Source organism: Nonomuraea sp. NPDC052634, from assembly GCF_040678535.1.
GTDB classification, from domain to species: Bacteria; Actinomycetota; Actinomycetes; order Streptosporangiales; family Streptosporangiaceae; genus Nonomuraea; species Nonomuraea fastidiosa.
Map to the genome: position 1 here is coordinate 146,695 of NZ_JBFATY010000010.1, position 17,172 is coordinate 163,866.

General features: G+C 72.2%; 18 protein-coding genes. 12 read left to right on the forward strand and 6 right to left on the reverse strand.

Annotation, left to right across the window (positions count from 1 at the left end):
- Positions 1-59: 59 nt before the first annotated feature.
- The 8 genes from AB0K67_RS32425 to AB0K67_RS32460 are packed head-to-tail and all read left to right on the forward strand — an operon-like array spanning position 60 to position 6,971.
- Complete coding sequence (locus AB0K67_RS32425) at positions 60-839, forward strand: FAD binding domain-containing protein (protein WP_364068051.1); 780 nt, start codon at positions 60-62, stop codon at positions 837-839.
- Between the two features lie 11 nt (positions 840-850).
- Positions 851-1,369 (forward strand): (2Fe-2S)-binding protein, encoded by a 519-nt coding sequence (locus tag AB0K67_RS32430; RefSeq protein WP_364067905.1) that lies wholly within the window; start codon positions 851-853, stop codon positions 1,367-1,369.
- A complete protein-coding gene (locus AB0K67_RS32435) occupies positions 1,366-2,751 on the forward strand; it encodes a molybdopterin cofactor-binding domain-containing protein (RefSeq protein ID WP_364067906.1) in 1,386 nt (461 codons plus the stop codon). The genes AB0K67_RS32430 and AB0K67_RS32435 overlap by 4 nt, the downstream gene beginning before the upstream one ends.
- Positions 2,752-2,754: 3 nt before the next feature.
- Positions 2,755-3,771, forward strand: coding sequence for a molybdopterin cofactor-binding domain-containing protein (locus tag AB0K67_RS32440; protein ID WP_364067908.1), 1,017 nt, complete (start codon positions 2,755-2,757; stop codon positions 3,769-3,771).
- Positions 3,761-4,645, forward strand: coding sequence for a MoxR family ATPase (locus AB0K67_RS32445; RefSeq protein ID WP_364067909.1), 885 nt, complete (start codon positions 3,761-3,763; stop codon positions 4,643-4,645). The genes AB0K67_RS32440 and AB0K67_RS32445 overlap by 11 nt, the downstream gene beginning before the upstream one ends.
- Positions 4,638-5,753 carry a VWA domain-containing protein gene (locus AB0K67_RS32450; protein ID WP_364067911.1) on the forward strand — a complete coding sequence of 372 codons (1,116 nt, stop codon included), beginning with the start codon at positions 4,638-4,640 and terminating at the stop codon, positions 5,751-5,753. The genes AB0K67_RS32445 and AB0K67_RS32450 overlap by 8 nt, the downstream gene beginning before the upstream one ends.
- Positions 5,754-5,758: 5 nt before the next feature.
- The gene (locus AB0K67_RS32455) at positions 5,759-6,652 is read left to right on the forward strand and encodes an amidohydrolase family protein (RefSeq protein ID WP_364067913.1); all 894 of its coding nucleotides are present in this window, start codon (positions 5,759-5,761) and stop codon (positions 6,650-6,652) included.
- A gap of 34 nt (positions 6,653-6,686) precedes the next feature.
- Entirely contained in the window at positions 6,687-6,971 is a 285-nt protein-coding gene (locus tag AB0K67_RS32460) for a YciI family protein (RefSeq protein ID WP_364067915.1), read from the forward strand.
- Positions 6,972-7,029: 58 nt separating this feature from the next.
- On the opposite strand, the gene AB0K67_RS32465 is transcribed toward AB0K67_RS32460, so the two are convergent.
- Both AB0K67_RS32465 and AB0K67_RS32470 read right to left on the reverse strand, forming a co-directional pair.
- Positions 7,030-7,461: a nitroreductase family deazaflavin-dependent oxidoreductase gene (locus AB0K67_RS32465; RefSeq protein WP_364067917.1), complete on the reverse strand. Its 432-nt coding sequence runs from the start codon at positions 7,459-7,461 to the stop codon at positions 7,030-7,032.
- 48 nt (positions 7,462-7,509) lie between these two features.
- Positions 7,510-8,307 carry a GNAT family N-acetyltransferase gene (locus AB0K67_RS32470; RefSeq protein ID WP_364067919.1) on the reverse strand — a complete coding sequence of 266 codons (798 nt, stop codon included), beginning with the start codon at positions 8,305-8,307 and terminating at the stop codon, positions 7,510-7,512.
- Between the two features lie 168 nt (positions 8,308-8,475).
- On the opposite strand from AB0K67_RS32470, the gene AB0K67_RS32475 reads away from it, so the two are divergent.
- The 3 genes from AB0K67_RS32475 to AB0K67_RS32485 all read left to right on the forward strand — a co-directional run bounded on the left by AB0K67_RS32475 (position 8,476) and on the right by AB0K67_RS32485 (position 11,482).
- Complete coding sequence (locus AB0K67_RS32475) at positions 8,476-9,969, forward strand: phosphoesterase (protein WP_364067921.1); 1,494 nt, start codon at positions 8,476-8,478, stop codon at positions 9,967-9,969.
- 590 nt (positions 9,970-10,559) lie between these two features.
- The gene (locus tag AB0K67_RS32480) at positions 10,560-11,210 is read left to right on the forward strand and encodes an SPFH domain-containing protein (protein ID WP_364067923.1); all 651 of its coding nucleotides are present in this window, start codon (positions 10,560-10,562) and stop codon (positions 11,208-11,210) included.
- A complete protein-coding gene (locus tag AB0K67_RS32485; RefSeq protein ID WP_364067925.1) occupies positions 11,207-11,482 on the forward strand; it encodes a hypothetical protein in 276 nt (91 codons plus the stop codon). The genes AB0K67_RS32480 and AB0K67_RS32485 overlap by 4 nt, the downstream gene beginning before the upstream one ends.
- Positions 11,483-11,678: 196 nt before the next feature.
- Here AB0K67_RS32485 and AB0K67_RS32490 read toward each other — a convergent pair whose 3' ends face one another.
- The 3 genes from AB0K67_RS32490 to AB0K67_RS32500 form a co-directional block, all read right to left on the reverse strand.
- Positions 11,679-11,987 (reverse strand): hypothetical protein, encoded by a 309-nt coding sequence (locus tag AB0K67_RS32490; RefSeq protein WP_364067927.1) that lies wholly within the window; start codon positions 11,985-11,987, stop codon positions 11,679-11,681.
- A gap of 103 nt (positions 11,988-12,090) precedes the next feature.
- Positions 12,091-13,329, reverse strand: a complete 1,239-nt coding sequence (locus tag AB0K67_RS32495) for an Ig-like domain-containing protein (RefSeq protein ID WP_364067929.1) — start codon at positions 13,327-13,329, stop codon at positions 12,091-12,093.
- Positions 13,330-13,521: 192 nt separating this feature from the next.
- Positions 13,522-15,354 (reverse strand): serine hydrolase domain-containing protein, encoded by a 1,833-nt coding sequence (locus AB0K67_RS32500; RefSeq protein WP_364067931.1) that lies wholly within the window; start codon positions 15,352-15,354, stop codon positions 13,522-13,524.
- Between the two features lie 119 nt (positions 15,355-15,473).
- Between AB0K67_RS32500 and AB0K67_RS32505 the strand changes: the two genes are divergently transcribed.
- Positions 15,474-15,611, forward strand: coding sequence for a hypothetical protein (locus AB0K67_RS32505; protein ID WP_364067933.1), 138 nt, complete (start codon positions 15,474-15,476; stop codon positions 15,609-15,611).
- Here the strand turns inward: AB0K67_RS32505 and AB0K67_RS32510 are convergent.
- Positions 15,595-17,100 carry an alkaline phosphatase D family protein gene (locus tag AB0K67_RS32510; protein WP_364067935.1) on the reverse strand — a complete coding sequence of 502 codons (1,506 nt, stop codon included), beginning with the start codon at positions 17,098-17,100 and terminating at the stop codon, positions 15,595-15,597. The two genes, AB0K67_RS32505 and AB0K67_RS32510, sit on opposite strands and share 17 nt — an antisense overlap.
- Positions 17,101-17,172 lie beyond the last annotated feature (72 nt).

The following is a 17,172-nucleotide window of genomic DNA, read 5'->3' on the forward strand; positions in this document are numbered from 1 at the left end:
CATCTAGCTTCAAATTATCGATATCGATAATTGGAGCGCAGATGCTGATATCGGTTGAGATGCCGGACAGTGCGGACGCGGCCAGGACATACCTCCGAGACGGAGCCCTCCCCCTGGGTGGCGGCACCCACCTGATGCCCCGGTTGAACGACGCGGCCGGCACCGACGTCCGGCTGGTCAGCCTGCGCAAGGCCGGGCTGCGCGGCATCCAGGTCCAGGACGGCAGCGTGGCGATCGGCGCGGCCACCACGCTCGCGGACGTCGAGGACGACCCCCGGCTCCCCTACCTCTCCCCTTGCGTGCGCTCGATCGCCTCCCCGCCGGTCCGCAACCTCGCCACCGTGGCGGGCAACCTCTTCGTGCCGCAGCCGTACGGCGATCTCGCGGCGGCGCTGCTCGCCCTGGACGCCGAGCTGGACGTGCTCGACGCGGACGGCGTACGCGGTGAGCCCCTGGAGCGGATCGCCGCCGGCGGACTACCCGCCGGCGAGCTGGTGACGCGCATCCGGTTCACCGCCCCTGAGCAGGGCGCCTTCCGCTTCCACAAGGCGGCCAGGCGGCACCTCAACTCGGGCTCCATCGTCACGATCGCGGCCAGGATCGCGGTCGAGGACGGCGTGGTGGCCGGCGTGCGGCTGGCCGTCGGCGGCATGGCGCGCCGCCTGGTACGGGCCGTCGAGGCCGAGCGGGTGCTGCTCGGCGAGCCGCTCACCCCCGAGGTCATCGCCCGCGCGGCCGCGGCGGACGCCTTCGAGCCGTTCGACGACGCGTACGCCTCCGCGTGGTACCGCGCCAGGGTCTACCCCGTCCACCTGCGTCGCGCCCTGCTCGGGGCCTGAAAGGGGATCGCATGCCGTCACAGATCGTCACGCTCACGCTGAACGGCGCGGAGCGGGAGCTGATCGCCCGCCCCTCGATGACGTTGCTGACCGCCCTGCGCGAGACGTTCGGGCTGACGGGCGCCAAGCGCGGCTGCGCCCAGGGAGGCTGCGGCAGCTGCACGGTCCTGCTGGACGGCCGGCCGGTGGTGTCGTGCCTGGTCCCCGTGGTGACGGTCGACGGCTCGTCGGTGGAGACGATCGAGGGCCAGGCGGACGGCGAGCGGCTCAGCGACGTGCAGCAGGCCTTCGTAGATGGGTTCGCCACGCAGTGCGGCTTCTGCACCCCCGGGATGATCATGTCGGCCACGGCGCTGCTCGACCGCAATCCGGATCCGACGCGGCAGGACGTCATAGAGGCGATCTGCGGGAACGTCTGCCGCTGCACCGGGTACGAGCCGATCATCAACGCCGTCCTCGATGCGGCCCGACGCCGCCGCCAAGCAGCGTCCGACAGCGAAGAGCGCGAGCCCGCGGGGGCCGAGCGATGAGCCTCCGCCTCACCCCGATCGACACCTCGTACTTCGCCCGGGAGCGGGGGGACGGCGGTTTCTCCGTCATCGGCTCCCCCGTCCAACGCTCCGACGCCCGCTCCCACGTCACCGGCCGCACGGTCTTCTTCGAGGACATGACGCCGCCGGGCCTGACCCACGTCAAGATCCACCGCTCCACCCGGCACCACGCGCTCATCAACAGCGTGGACGTCTCCGGCGCGCTGCAGGTGCCGGGTGTGCTGCGCGTCATCACGTACAAGGACGTGCCGAACAACTGGTACGTCGTGCTGCGCCTGATCGGGGTGGGGCCCGACGACGAGCCGGTGCTGGCCGAGGATCGGGTGCTCTACCGGGGCGAGCCGATCGTCGCGGTGGTCGGCGAGACCGAGGAGGCCGCCCGCGAGGGCGCCGCCCGGGTCAAGGTGGACTATACGGATCTGCCCGCCGTGCTCGACGTGGAGGAGGCGCTGGCCGAGGGCGCACCGATCATCAAGCAGGCCGGCACCAACCACTTCGTCTACGAGGGGCACCACTGCCGGAGGGTGCGCTTCGGCGACGTGCAGCGGGCCTTCGCCGAGGCCGACCGGATCATCGAGGGCCGCTACGACTCCTCCCCCATCGAGCACGCGCCGGTCGAGCCGACCGGCTGCATCGTCGTGCCGCAGGGCGACGGGCGGCTGCGCATTCACAGTGACACGCAGGCGGCGTTCTTCACGCTCGACAACACCGCGCTCATCCTCGGCGTCCCGCCCACGGACCTGCGGGTGGTCGGCGGCACCGTGGGCGGCGGTTTCGGCGGCAAGGTGGACGTCATCGTGGAGCCGCTGGCCTGCCTGGCGGCGATGCTGACCGGCCGGCCCGCCAAGTACGTCTACAGCCGCGCCGAGGAGATGCAGGTGTCGTCCACGCGGGCGGCCGAGCGCATCTACATCAAGGACGGCGTGATGAACGACGGCCGCATCATCGCCCGCCAGGTCACCTTGTACGTGGACGCGGGCGCGTACTCGCGGCACAGCCCGTACGGCGTGACCAAGGCGGCGGCGCACATGCCGGGCCCGTACACGATCCCGAACGTGCACGTCGACTGCTACTGCGTCTACACGAACCGGACGCCGTCCAGCGCCATGCGCGGTTTCGGCGTCACGATCGGTGACTTCGCGCTGGAGTCGCACATGGACCGGGTGGCCGGGGAACTGGGCATGGACCCGCTACGGCTGCGGCTGCTCAACGCCTACCGGGACGGCGACATGAAGGCGCACCGCAAGATCGCGTCGGGGACGGCGCTGGTCGAAGTGATCCAGCGCGCCGCCGACCTGGTGGGTCACGAGCTGCCGGACGAATACCGGGCGATGTCGTCGGGCGAACGGGCGGAGGGCTGAGCGATGGCGTTGCGGCGCGGGCGCGGGTACGCGGCGGTCAACTACCCGACCGGGATGAACCTGGGCGGCGACCCCTCACAGGCCCTGGTGCACGCCACCACCATGGGCGGGTTCGTGGTGACGCTCTCCTCGGTGGACCTCGGGCAGGGGCTGCGCACGGTCGTCGCGCAGTGCGCGGCGGAGACACTCGGCGTCCCGATCGAGAACGTCATCGTCGACACCGCCGACACCGACACGGGACCGCACTGCATGGGGACGTTCGCCAGCCGCGGCACCCACCGCGTCGGCAACGCGGTGATCATGGCGGCGCGCGAGGCCAGGGAGGTCATGCTGCAGGTGGCGGCCGACGAGCTGGAGGTGGACGCGGACGACCTGGAGACCGACGGCACGGGCCACATCAGGCTCAAGGGCGCGCCGGAGAAGAAGATCCACGTCAGCGAGGTGGCGCTGGCCGCGCACTTCCGCCAGGGCCGCACGATCTCCGGCCGGGGCATGTTCCTGAAGGAGCCGAGCACGGTGGTGCCGGAGACCGGGGAGATGGACCCGGACTCCTGCCAGGCGCACGCGTGCACGGTGGCCGAGGTCGAGGTGGACGACGAGACGGGCGTCATCGAGGTGCTGCGGCTCTACAACACCTACGAGGTGGGCAGGGCGCTCAACCCCGCCATCGCGACGCAGCAGGTGGAGGGCGGCGCCTGGATGGGGCTGTCGCACGCGCTGTTCGAGTCGACGGAGCCGTACTATCCGCACTCGCGCGAGCACGGCCCGCTCGACTTCACCGAGTACCTGATGCCGGGCCCCGCCGACCTTCCGGTGCAGACCAGCGTGTTACTCGAACGTCCCGCCGACAACGGGCCGTTCGGGGCGAAGGGCATCGGCGAGATGACGGCGAACGCGCCGATCCCCGCGATCGCGAACGCGGTGTACGACGCGGTCGGGGTGCGGCTGACGAGCATGCCGTTCACGCCGGAGAAGGTGCTGCGCGGGCTGGACGAGCTGCGGGCCGGCCGTGCGGGCTGAGGAACCGGCCGACGCGGTGCTCGCCGACCAGGACGAGCTGGGCCGGCGGCTCGGCGCGGAGGGCTACCTGGCGGGCGAGGGCCTGCTGACCGCCGTGCACCTGGCCGGGGTGCTCGGGCTGCCGCTGCTGCTGGAGGGCGAGCCCGGCGTCGGCAAGACCGAGATCGCGAACGTGCTGGCCAGGGTGCTCGGCCGCGAGCTGATCAGGTTGCAGTGCTACGAGGGCCTGGACGCCTCCCAGGCCCTGTACGAGTGGGACTACCCGAAGCAGCTCCTGGCGCTGCGGGCCGCCGAGGCCGAGGGTCGGGGCGTCGGCGCGCTGTACCGGGAGGAGTTCCTGCTGCAGCGGCCCCTGCTACGTGCCCTGCGGGCCGAGCGGGGCGCGGTGCTGCTGATCGACGAGATCGACCGCGCCGACAGCGAGTTCGAGGCGTTCCTGCTGGAGTTCCTCGGCGACTTCCAGATCACGATCCCCGAGCTGGGCACGATGCGGGCGGCGAGCCGGCCGTTCGTCGTGCTCACCTCCAACAGGACGCGCGAGCTGCACGACGCGCTCAAGCGGCGCTGCCTCTACCACTGGATCCCCTTCCCCGACGCCGAGCGGGAGCGGGCGATCATCCAGGCGCGCGAGCCCGGCCTGGACGAGCGGAGCGTGGCCCGGCTGGTGGCCGCGGTGCACCGCATCCGCGCGCTGGAGCTGCTGAAGCGGCCGGGCATCGCGGAGTCGGCGTCGTGGGCGCGCGGCGTGCGCACGCTCGCCGGCGAAGGGGCGAGCTGGCCGGAGGCGATGCGCAGGTCGGCCGGGCTGCTCGTCAAGCACGAGGAGGACCTGGCGCTGGTCGAGCGGCACGCGGCGGAGGTGTTCCGTGACTGACCCCGGGTTCGCCGGGCGCGTCGCCGAGCACGTGCACGGGTTCCTGCGCGATCTGCACGAGCAGGGGCTGCGGGTGCCGGTGCCCCGGCGGCTGGTCTTCCTGCGGGCGATCGAGGCCGCGGGCCCGCGCGACGTCACGCACCTGTACTGGATCGGGGCGAGCACCCTCACCGCGTCCCCCGAGGACCTGGAGGTCTACACCCCGGCGTTCGAGCGCTGGTTCGGCACGGCGCGGGCGCGGCCCGTACCTGAGGAGGAGTCCCCCGACGACGAGACGCCCGCGCCGCGCGACAAGGGGGACGAGACGCCCTTCGCGGCGGCGCTCGGCGGCCGGGCGGGCCGCGAGGCCGGGCAGGCCGAGCACGAGCGGCGGCCGGCGTTCGGCCCGGCGAGCGAGGCCGAGCGGGCGGTGCTCACGCTGCTGCGGCGGGAGGTGCGCCGCGCGGTGCCCGTCGTGCGCTCGCGGCGCCGCAGGCCCGCACGGCGCGGCCCGTGGATCGACCTCGGCAGGATCTGCCGCGAGTCGTGGCGCACCCACGGCGAGATCGTGACGCTGCGCCGGCGGGACCGGCCGCGGCGGCCGCGCCGGGTGCTGCTGCTCATCGACGTCTCGGGGTCGATGAAGCAGCACAGCGCCGCCTACCTGCGCTTCGCGCACGCCGTGACCGCGCGGCTGGAGCGGGCCGAGGTGTTCACCTTCGGCACCCGGCTGACCAGGGTGACCGCGACGCTGCGGGCGCGGGATGTGGACACGGCCGTCGCCGCGCTCGGCGAGGTCGTCCTGGACGCCGAGGGCGGCACCAGGATCGGCGCCTCGCTGCGGGCGTTCCTGGGCAACCCGCGCTACGTCACGATGGCGCGCGGCGCGCTGATCATCGTGCTGTCGGACGGCCTGGAGCGCGGCGACTGCGAGCCCATGCGGGCGGCGGTGCGCCGGTTGTCGCTGCTCGGCCACCGGCTGCTGTGGTGGACGCCGCTGGCCTGCGATCCGGCGTACCGGCCGGTCACGCGCGGCATGTCGGCGGTGCTCGGCCATCTGGACGGGCTCGCGGGCGTCCGTGACCTGCGCACGGCGTACGAGCAGCTGAAGACCCTCAGCAGGGAGTGATCGTCATGTACACGGGCCCCATCGTCGACGCGCACCACCACATCTGGCGGAAGGCGGACCTGCCGTGGCTGTCGGGGCCGATGGTGCCGCGCATCTTCGGCCCGTACGAGGCGATCAGGCGCGACTACCTGATCGACGAGTACGTCGCCGAGGCCACCGCCTGCGGCATCACCGAGTCCGTCTACGTGCAGACCAACTGGCCGCTTGACCGGGTCGAGGACGAGGTGCGCTGGCTGCGCGAGGTGCACGAGGAAAGCGGCTGGCCGATGGCCGTGGTCGCGGCGGCGGACATGTTCGACGAGGACGCCCCGCAGGTCATGCGGCGGCAGGCCGCGATCACCCCGCTGGTGCGGGGCGTGCGGCAGCAGCTGCACTGGCACGAGCGGCCCGAGTTCCGCTTCGCCGACGAGCCCGACCGCATGAAGGACCCGGTGTTCAGGAAGAACGTCGGCGCGCTCGCCGACCTCGGCTGGCTGTTCGAGCTGCAGGTCTTCCCCGGCCAGATGGCCGACGCCGCCGACCTGGTGGCCGACTTCCCCGGCGTCACGTTCGTGCTGGTGCACGCCGGGATGCTGATCGGCGACGAGGAGGCCGAGTCGTGGCGGTCGGGGATGGCCGCGCTGGCCGGGCTGCCGAACGTCGTCGTCAAGCTCACCGGGCAGGGCACGTTCGTGCACCGGGTGGACCCGGGCCTGATCTCCATGGTCACCGACGAGGTGATCGCCCGGTTCGGCGCCGGCCGCGCGATGTTCGGCACCAACTTCCCCGTCGAGAAGCTCTGGACCACCATGCCCCCGCTGGTCGGCGCGTGGAAGGACGCGCTGGCCCACCTCCCGCCCGCCGACCAGCAGGCGGTCTTCGCCGGCACCGCACGACGGGTGTACGGGCTGGCACGGTGACACGTATGACACTGATGAAAGGAATCAACCCGCCATGGCACTGTTCGTCCTGACCTACGGCTATCACGACACCCCGCTGCGCGCCGAGCGCCGCGACGACCATCTCGCCCATCTGAACAAGCTGTACGAGCAGGGCAGCCTCGTCGCCGCCGGACCGTACACGGACCTGACGGAAGGCATGATCGTGTTGCGTGCGGAGGACGAGAAGGCGGCGCAGGCGCTCGTCGAGCAGGACCCGTACACGCAGCTCGGCGTCACCAAGGACCGGCGGCTGCGCGAGTGGCGCGTGACGGTCGGCGCCCTGTCCGCCGGATCCTGACACCATGGACTCCGCCGCCGTCGCCTCTTGTGCCGGACGGGCGACGGCGGCGGGCTCGTCACTGCGGATCGAGCACGAACACCGGGATGCGGCGCTCGGTCTTCTCCTGGTACTCGGCGTACGGCGGGAAGGCCGCGACCGCCCGCTCCCACCAGGCCGCCCGCTCCTCACCGTCGACCTCGCGGGCGACGTAGGTGCGGGTCACGGTGCCGTCCTGAAGCCGGATCTCAGGGTGGGCCTTGATGTTGTAGTACCACGTCGGGTGCTCGGGAGCGCCGCCCTTGGACGCCACGACCGCGTAGCTGCCCTCGTGCTCCACCCGCATGACCGGCGTGTAACGCAGCTTGCCGGTCTTCGCTCCGCGCAGGGTCAGCAGCACCACCTGCCGTCCCCCGACGTCGATGCCTTCGGTGGTGCCGGTCTCCAGGATCTTCTTCGTCTGCTCCCGCACCCAGTCGGTGGGGCTCAGCTCGACGTTCTGGTCAGCCATGGGAGCGATAAACAACGGGCGCGCCGATCTCATTCCCGGTTGTGCGGGTCAGGCGGCCACCCAGTCGTGGTTCTCGCGTACGAGGGTGAACCCGGCCGAGCGGTAGAGCGCCACCGCCGGTGTGAGCGACTTCGGAGTGACGACGGCGACCGCGCTCGCCCCGCGCTCGACCAGCGCCGCGCACGTGGCCAGCACCGCTTCGCGGCCGTAGCCGTGGCCCCGGTGATCGGCGTGGGTGCCGACGGGTTCGAGCAGCGCGCACCTGCCCTCGCCCGCGAACCAGCCGGTCACGGCGGCGGCGGGCGCCCCTTCCGGCGTGCGCACGAGCGCCTCCACCGCGAGGTCACCCGCCGGTGAGCGCTTCATGGCGTGCCAGCGCTCGACCGTGAACGTCGAGCCGGGGAACGCCGAGCGCTGCACGAGCACCCGATCGGCGGCGGAGCCGGCGTCGACGAACTCGGCGCGGGGCGTGGCCACCGGGCGCGGGGTCCACGTCAGAGCGACCCAGGGGTCCTCAAGCTCGCGCCGGAACCCGGGCATCGGCAGGCCGTCGGTACGGCGCTCGTCCGGTGCGAGCAGCTCCTCGGCGTCCGCCGCGATCGCCTCCACGTCGGCGCCCGGCGCGGTCGTCACGCGCAGCGCCTTGCCGTCGAGGAACCCGGCCGCCACCGGCGTGCCGCCGGCGGTCCAGAGATACACGACCGCGTCCTCGAACCGGAGATACCACCCGATGTCGCCGGGGTGCACGCCGCCGGCGGGGACGTCTTCCGGGGTCCATTCACTCAGCGCGCGCAGCGCCGGGCCGGCCTGCTCGGGGGCCAGGTGGTGCCGGACAAGCGGAATCATGAACGGCAGGCTAACCAGCGCTCTCCGGCCGTCTCAAACGCTTTTCCGGCGCCGCGACCGCCTGGCGTGCACTGTTCCCCTGGGCGCCAGCGCGGCTTCATACGTCGTTCATGCCCGTATCAGAGATTTGTCGGCTGTCACCCTCTTTATTGCAGGAAAGGCAGCACCGTGAAGAACAAGAAGGCCGAGGAGACCGAGCACTCCGGGCTTTCCCGCCGCCGGCTGGTCAAGTACGCGGGCATCGGCGCGACCCTCGCCGCCGCGGCGCCCCTCGCAGGCGGCACCCCCGCACAGGCCGACGACGAGCGCAAGTTCGGCCACGGCGGCAATCAGGGCCGCATGTGGCGGGCCGGCGACCACCACGTCCACTCCGAGTACAGCGGCGAGTTCGACACCAAGACGAACCCGCCCACCTTCCACAAAGGCGCGGACGCCGTCTACCCGATCGTCACCAACGCCATCATGGCCAAGTACTTCGGCCTGACCTGGGCGATGTGCACCGACCACGGCGGCCCCACGCACTCCAAGGTCAACCTCGAGCAGGCCTACCCCGACCTGCTGCGGTCGCGGGTGCTGGTGCCCGAGGTGCTGCAGTTCTGGGGCATGGAGTTCGACGCGCCCGCGCTCGACCACCACACGCTGATGATCCCCCACCACGAGGGCGAGGCGCAGCAGCTGTTCGAGCTGGAGAGCCGCTTCGCCAAGCACGACGCCTTCCCCGCCGACCCCGGCCGCGACACCGAGGCCAAGATGGTCGAGTTCCTCAAGGCCGCCCGCGCCATGCCGCGCAAGCCGCTGGTGATCGCCCACCACGCCTCCCGGTCGGCGACCGGGCTCGGCGTGTGGGGTCAGGACACGCCGCGCGAGTTCCGTAACGGCAACAACGCCGCACCCGACGTGTACGTCGGCTTCGAGGGCGCGCCCGGACACCAGGCAGGACCGCTCAACGGCGGCGCGCGCGGCGGCTACGGCAACCACCCCACCTACGGCGGCTTCGACCAGATGACCGCCCGCGTCGGCGGCCTGTGGGACGCGCTGCTCGGCGAGGGACGCCACTGGTGGATCACCGCCACGTCCGACTCGCACGTCCACTGGACGCGCGGCGGCTCCGACTTCTGGCCCGGCGAGTACAGCAAGACGTACGTGGCGGCCCGCCAGGACTACGACGACATCATGGACGCCCTGCGCAACGGCCGGATCTTCGTCACCACCGGTGACCTCATCACCGCGCTCGACGTCACCGCCGCCGCCCAGGGTCGCCGCGCCACGGTCAGCGAGACGCTCGTGATCAACTCGCGTGGCCGCGACGACGTCGAGGTGGAGATCCGCTTCCGGCCGCTGAACGGCAGGAACGCCAACGGCGACCACCCCGAGGTGCGGCGCGTCGACCTCATCGTCGGCCAGGTCACCGGCGTCAGCGCCGACCTGGACGCCGACACCAACCCCACCACCAAGGTCGTGGCCCGCTTCGGCCCGAACGACTGGCGCCGCCAGGGCCAGGACCGCGTCATCCGCTACACGCTGCGCGACGTCGGCCACGACAGCTACCTGCGGGTGCGCGGCACCAGCACCGACGAGATGGAGCCGCAGGCGGACGGCAAGGAGAGCCCGTGGGAAGACCTGTGGTTCTACTCGAACCCGGTCTTCATCCGCGTCCGCTGACCCGCCACGCCGGGGACACGCGCCGGTCGCCTCACACCGGGGACACCCGTCGGCGCCTCACACCGGCTGCGGCCCCGCGGCGAAGAACCGCAGCGCGGCCGCCCGGTCCCGACGCAGCGCCGGGCGGATGAACGCGCGCCGCGCACCAGCGGGCCTCGAACAGCTCGTCCACCAGCCGGCCGCTGCACGCGGTGCCAGGCCGCGACGCGACCCCTTCCCGAGATGCGGAGAACACCCGTACACCCGCGCGCCTCGGCCCTTCGGCACGACGGGCGCCAAGGTGAAGCTCAACCGGCCGCCCGCGGCGCCTCCTGAGCGGCCCGCCGCAGCACCTCCCGCCCGACCTGCCCCCACTCCTCACCCACGGATCAGCCACGAACCGGACCTGCCAGGGGGACGAAGATCGGCATACCGGCCATGCTGGCACACCTCGGCCTCCCAGCGTCGGCCTCACCGGAACGCGTCTGCATGGTTTCCACCCGCGGAGATGGGTGCTGAGCCCGATGGTGGCGGCATCAGGCGCCGACCAAGCTGGTAACCAGGCGAACCCGATTCCCGGCAAACGGAACGAACGGTGAGGGGGTGAGGGTATGACGAACGACCGGACGACCTCCCTCTATCAGGCGTTCACGGTGGCGGAGCCGCTGATGTGGCTGTTCGTGGCCCTGCTGCCGCTCGCCGCGCTCGCCGCCCGGACGCTGCGCGTGGTCGGGGAGGACGAGCGGCTCGTGGTGCACCGGCTCGGGCGCGCGGCCGGGGTGCGCGGTCCCGGGCTCGTCGTCGTGTGGCCGCTCATGGAGCGCGCGGTACGGGTGTCGCTGCGCCTGACCTACCTGGACCTGTTCGCCAAGGAGCTGGTCACCCGCGACGGCGTGACCGTGCAGGTCAGGGCGACCGCCGTGGCGGCCGTCGAGGACCCCGTACGGTACGCGAGCGCTGCCGACGGCCCGCTGACCGCCACCACGATCGCCGCCGAGGCGGAGCTGCGCAGGGAGGTCGGCCGTCGGGACCTGGCCGACCTTCCCGGCCTGGTCACGCACGCCGGACCCGACCTCGCGGAGCGGGTCAGCCGGGCGGCGCGGCGGTGGGGCGTACGCGTCACCCTGCTCTCCGTCACCGACGTCCAGGTCCCGCTCCGGGGCGAGCTGATCGCCCGCGTCCGGCGAGCGGAGGTCCCGCGCCGTCCCGACCCCGCCCCCGCGGCAGCAGTGCCCCTCACGGAAGGAGACACCCACCGGTGAACATCACGCACACCCACGTCCCAGGCAATGGCACCGTCCATCACTGCGACACCCGGCGAGGCGACCACCTCGCCGTCATCGTCAGCGCCGGCGGGCAGCGCACGATCATCCTGTACGACCGGCAGAACCCCGACACCCCGGCGGTCACCCTGGAGCTCGACCAGGTGGAGGCCGACCAGCTCGCCGACCTGCTGCACAGCCGTCCGCTCGCCGACCGGCTGGCCGCGGTCGAGCAGCGCCTGGAGGACATCCTGCACGAGGCTCGCGGGTAGCGTCCCGCACGGCGGCGGCGTGCCGCCCTGAGCGGCGGCCCACGGTGGTGGCGGGCCGCCCCTGAGCGGCGGCCCGCCACCGCCAACCTGAAGCCGGCCACCACTCAGCGCGGCCGCACCGCCGGCCAGGACCCGGCCACCACTCAGCGCGGCCGCACCGCCGGCCAGGATCCGGTCGTGTCGGGTCGACGTCGGGTCAGCAGGTGTTCGCGCCGTCGAAGGAGCGGACGCCTCTGAAGACCTGTGAGGAGATGGTCTTACCGGGATCGACGGTCTGGCAGTCGCCGTCCATCCCGCGTCCCCACATGATCTTCAGGCGCAGGCGGGTCTTGCAGTCGTTGCGGGCGAAACCGGTCTTGGTGAACCGGCCTGTGGTCTGCCAGACGGCCACGCACATCGGGGCGTTGCCCTCGGGCGCGGCGCTCCACGCCGGAGCCGGGGCCGAGGCGAACAGGCAGGCCAGGGCGGCGAGTCCGGTGGTCATCGTTCTTGCGGCAAGGTTCATCGGGTTACTCCATCCAAAAGGTCAGGCGTCCATCGACGTCCCAGCAGGTCAAGGCGCCCCTCGAAGCCCCAGCGGGTCAGGCGTCCGTTAAGGGCCTGGTGGGTCAGGCGTCGGTCGAGGTCCCGCCGGGTGAGGTGTCCGTCGAGGTCTTGAGCGCGCTGCCGGCCAGCCACTCCTCCCACGTCTTGGTCCAGGGCGTCGGGCCGTTGCCGAAGCGCAGCTTGCGCGAGGTACCCGTGATCTTGATGATGTCGCCGCGCTGGGTGAAGTTGTAGAACCAGTGGGCGTTGGCGGTGCTGGCGTTGACGCAGCCGTGGCTGACGTTGCGGCGGCCCTGGTCGCCGACCGACCAGGGCGCGGCGTGGAAGAACATGCCGCTGTAGGTGAGCCGGACGTTCCACTTGGTGCGGTGCAGGTACTCGCCCGGGATGCCGATGGTCGCGGAGTCCATGAGGAAGTCCGGCGCCTTCTCCTGGGCGATCATGGTGCCGGAGTAGCTCTCGTAGCCGGGCTTGCCCAGGCTGACCGGGATGGTCTTGACGACCTTGCCGTTGCTGCGGACGACCGCCCTGTGGGTCTTGTTGTTGATCGTGGTGATGTGGCGGGGCCCGACGGTGAAGTGCACGGTACGATCCTTGGCGCCCCACACGTCGCGCCCGATCCGCAGCCCGGCCATGTGGGCGACCACGGTGACCTTCTCCCCGACCGGCCAGTACGTACGGGGCCGGTACTGCACCTCCCGATCGCTCACCCAGCTCCACGCGCCCTCGACCGGTTTGGACATGTGGACCGTGAGCGACCGCTCGACGGCCGCGCGGTCCTTCTGCGTGGTGACCGGCTTCGACAGCAGGAGCTGGATGGGCATGCCGACGCCGACCTTCTCGCCCTCGAGCGGCGACATGCCGGTCTCGAGCACGCGCTTCGGCTTCAGCGTGGTGAACGCGGCCCGCTCGGTGACCGTCTTCCCGCCGTCGGGCGCGGCGGCCTGGGCCCGTACGGTGTAGGCGGACGACGGCTTGAACGGCCACGCCGGACGCCACGTCCCGTCGGCGGCCAGGCGGCCGGGCACCTCGCGGCCTTTGGCGTCGGTGACGGACACCGAGGTGATCTCGCCGCCGGTGACCTTGAGGCCGATCCCGGTGTCCGGCGGCACCCGCTTCGCGCCGTGGGCCGGGGTGATCGACAGCGCGGGCGGCGGGAGCGGGGCCCGGCGCGGCTTCTCCGGCGGCGGGCCGGAGTCACCGGCCGGTGCGCAGGCGGCGGTGCCGAGCAGCACCGCCGCGCAGGTGCTGATGAGTATGGTGCCGCCGTTCCGCATCGCCGACGCCTCCGATTCCCCCATATGTCCGACTAGGTAGCCCCTTGGCGGGACGGTGAGCGTTATGCCCGTGACTGAGGGTAATCATGCTGACATTCTGTGACCAGTCGGTGATCATCGGTGATGCACGTCTTGGGACCCCTGTAGCCGGTCGGCGTCCGGACACCTTCAGGGCCGCGCGCGGGGCGGCGGCCGGGCCGGGCTCGGCCGCGACGGTCAGCCCCAGCCGTACACCTTCTTGATGGCCGCGCCGATCTCCGTCACCAGCGCCGTGTCGCTGCCGTTCGCCAGCACCGCATACCCGGCGCCCAGCTTCGGGAAGCCCTCGAACAGCGACCTGAAGCCGTAGTTGGAGCCGTCGTGCCGGTACGAGAAGCGGTCGGTGCCGGCGCCTGCGAGGAACACGCCGCGGCCCATGGTGGGCTGCGGGCCCTTGGTGAGCATGGTGTGCACCGAGGCCCTGGTCAGCGGGCCGTCGATGTCACCCGACGCGGTGTAGGCGCGGTTGAGGTAGGAGATGAGGCGGCACAGGTCGAGGACCGTGGTGTAGAGGCCGGCGGCGGCCGACTCGGGGTAGCGGTTGCGCTTGCCGGGGATGACCGCGCCGGTCGAGGTGTGGCCGGCGGCCAGCTCGAAGCCGGGCGACAGGGCGTACGAGCTGGACGTCATGCCGAGCGGCGCGAACACCTCGTCGGCCATGTACGCGGCGAAGGGCCGCCCGGTCTGCTGCTCCACCATGCGCTGCAGCAGGACGAACCCGGCGCCCGAGTAGTGGTACTCGGCTCCGGGCGCCGTGGTCAGCTCGATCTTCGGCGAGTTGCCCTCGCCGTTCATGACCTGCAGCAGCGTCGGCACGGTGGCGCTCGGGCCGTAGCCGGCGAAGCCGCCGCCGCCCGCGTCGAAGCCGGAGCAGACGCCGGCCGGCGAGGTGGAGCCGCGGCCGATGACGCCGGCGCGGTGGGTCAGCAGCCGGTCGATGGTGGGCACGGCGTTCGAGGTGAGGCAGGAGCGGCGGCCGAGCGTCCAGCCGAGGAGGGGGCGGACGTCCGCATCGAGGGCGATCTTGCGGGTCTGCAGCAGGCGCAGCACGCCGACCGTGGCGACCGCCTTGCTGATGGAGGCGGCCTGGAACGCGGTCTCGGGGTGCGCCGCCGCGCCGCTGCCGGCCTCCAGCCAGCCGTAGCCGGTGGACCAGGCGATCTTGTTGCCGGTGACCACCGCGACCGCCACGCCGGGCGTCTTGTAGGCGTTCATCCGCTGCCAGATGGTGCCGCCGCCCACGGAGTTCTCGACCTTGCGCACCTTGTCGGCGGGCAGGGACGGCATCTTGCCGCGCGTGCTGAGCGCCCAGCCGCCGGACGGGCTGAAGGCCAGCGAGTGCGTCTGCCAGCCGCCGTTGTAGAGGGTGCCCATGCGGGAGAAGCAGGCGTCGGGGATGCCGCGGGCGAAGTAGGTGTCCTGCGCGACGACCACCCAGCCCTTGGCCTTGGGGAAGGCGACGTGCGTGATGCGGCGGCCGCCCTGCGTCAGGTTGCGCATCATCTGGTAGCACTCGTCGTCGACGCCGCGCGCGTAGAAGCCGTTGGAGGCGAGGACGACCCAGCGGTCGCCGCCGGCCGGTGGGAAGGCGACGCACACGACCTGCTGCCCCGCGTCGTAGTACGCGTCGATGCGCTGGCGGCACTCTTCGGGCAGGCCGCGCGCCGACACGCCCTTGTCCGTGGTGATCACCCAGCGGTCGCCGCCCTCGGGCGGGAAGGCCACGCAGGTGATCTGCCGACCGGCCTTCACCAGCGAGCCGAGCTCGGCGAAGCACGCGTCGGGGATGCCGCGGGCGAAGTAGCGGCCGTCCTTGGTGACGATCACCCAGCCGCCGGACGGCGTGAAGGCCAGCGCCGTGATGCCGTACGGGGCCAGCTCGGCGAGCTTGCCGTGCATCTCCTCCGGTACGCCGCTGTCATAGCAGGGGTAGCTCGCGGCGTAGGCGGGCGCGGCGATGCCCGCGCCTGCGGCGGCACCGGCCAATGCCAGGAAACGGCGGCGGTCCATACGATCACTCACTCCTCGCAGAAGGCAATAGCGGGTGATCTTAGCGGCAGACCCATCGTCATGCGCGCGTCCGCGAACCCCCTGGAACGGGCCAACGTTCCGGACGCGGTGGCCGCCGCGTGGCCGCCGCCGTGGAGCCGGGCACGACCGTGGTGGTCGCCGGCGACGGCGCGGCCGGGCTGTGCGCGGTGCCGGCCAACCGGCGGGCGATGAACGCGCGCCGCACCGTCGAGGTGCTCCTCACGCCAGAGCCGTGACCAGGCCGGGGACGCGGTCCTGCAGGGCGAGCGTGGCCGCGGTCTCGGCGGTCGCGCCGGGACGGCTGACGTAGCGCACGATCTTGAAGGCGGCGGTCAGCGTGGTCATGGTGACGTCCACCATGAGGTAGCCGCGGTGGCTCAGGTGGAGCTTCAGGTGCGGGTTCCCGTTCAGCAGCGCATCGGTGGCCGGGTCGATGTCGCGGCCGTCGCCACCGCTGGTGATGGAGGTGACGGCGAGCTCGGCGCCGATCGGGCGCGATGCCGGGTCGTCGTAGTCGAGCACGATGTCGCCCGCCCAGTGCGCGTGGACGTCCCCGGTCAGCACGGCGACGTTGCGAGCGCCCGCCTGCAGCCAGCCCTCGCTGACGCGCATCCGGGCGGCGGTGTAGCCGTCCCAGGCGTCCTGGCGCACCAGGCGGCCCGGTCCGGGGTCGCGGTCGCGCTGGCCGAAGAAGATCTGCTGGCAGACCAGGTCCCAGCGGGCGCGCGAGCGGTGGAAGCCGTCCAGCAGCCACTGCTCCTGGTCCAGGCCGAGCATCGTCCTGCTGGGCCCGTCGGGCGCCGGGCAGTCGTGGAAGCCGGCGCCGCACAGGTGCGGGTCGCGGTACTGGCGGGTGTCGAGCACGTGCAGGGTGGCCAGGCCGCCCCAGCGCAGGCGGCGGTAGAGCTGCATGGCGGTGCCGCCGGGGCGGGCGGCGGGCCGGAGCGGCATGTGCTCGTAGTAGGCGCGGAAGGCGGCCGCGCGGCGTACGGCGGGGATGAGGTTGGTCCAGTTGTTGAGCACCTCGTGGTCGTCCATGACGGCCACCCACGGGGCGGCGGCGTGGGCGGCCCGCAGGTCGGGGTCGGTCTTGTAGAGGGCGTGGCGGCGCCGGTAGTCGGTGAGCGTCATGGCCTCGGGGCCGCCGTGGTCGCGGACGTTGCCGCCGGGGCCGAGCAGGTGGTCGCTGCCCTGCTCGTAGATGTAGTCGCCGAGGTTCACCACGAGGTCGGGACGCTCCGCGGCGAGCGCCGCGTACGCGGTGAAGTAGCCGTGCTGGTAGTTGGCGCAGGAGCAGACGGCCATGCGCAGCGGGGTGCCGGTCGTGCCGGGCGCGGGCGCGGTGAGCGCGCGGCCGATGGGCGAGACGTACGGGCCGGCCTTGAAGCGGTACCAGTACGGCCGGCCGGGCCGCAGGCCCGTCACGGTGACGTGCACGCTGTGGACCCATTCGCGTACGGCGAGGTGGGTGCCGCTGCGGACGACGCGCTTGCCCGCCGGGTCGGCGAAGACCTGCCAGTCGACCGGCACCGGCGTGTCCGGCATGCCGCCGAACCCGTCCTCGGCCAGCGGCTCCGGCGCGAGCCTGGTCCACAGCACGAACCCGCCGGGATCGGGGTCGCCGCTGGCGATGCCGAGCGTGAACGGCTCGCCGAAGCCGGCCGACGGCACCAGGGACGGCAGGCCCGAGGTGAGCCCGGCCGCCAGGAAGGATCTCCTGCTCAACACAGCAAGCATGATCGCCGCGATCGGCATCTATGCGGACGATGACACGCCAGCCACCAGGCAAAGAGCAGA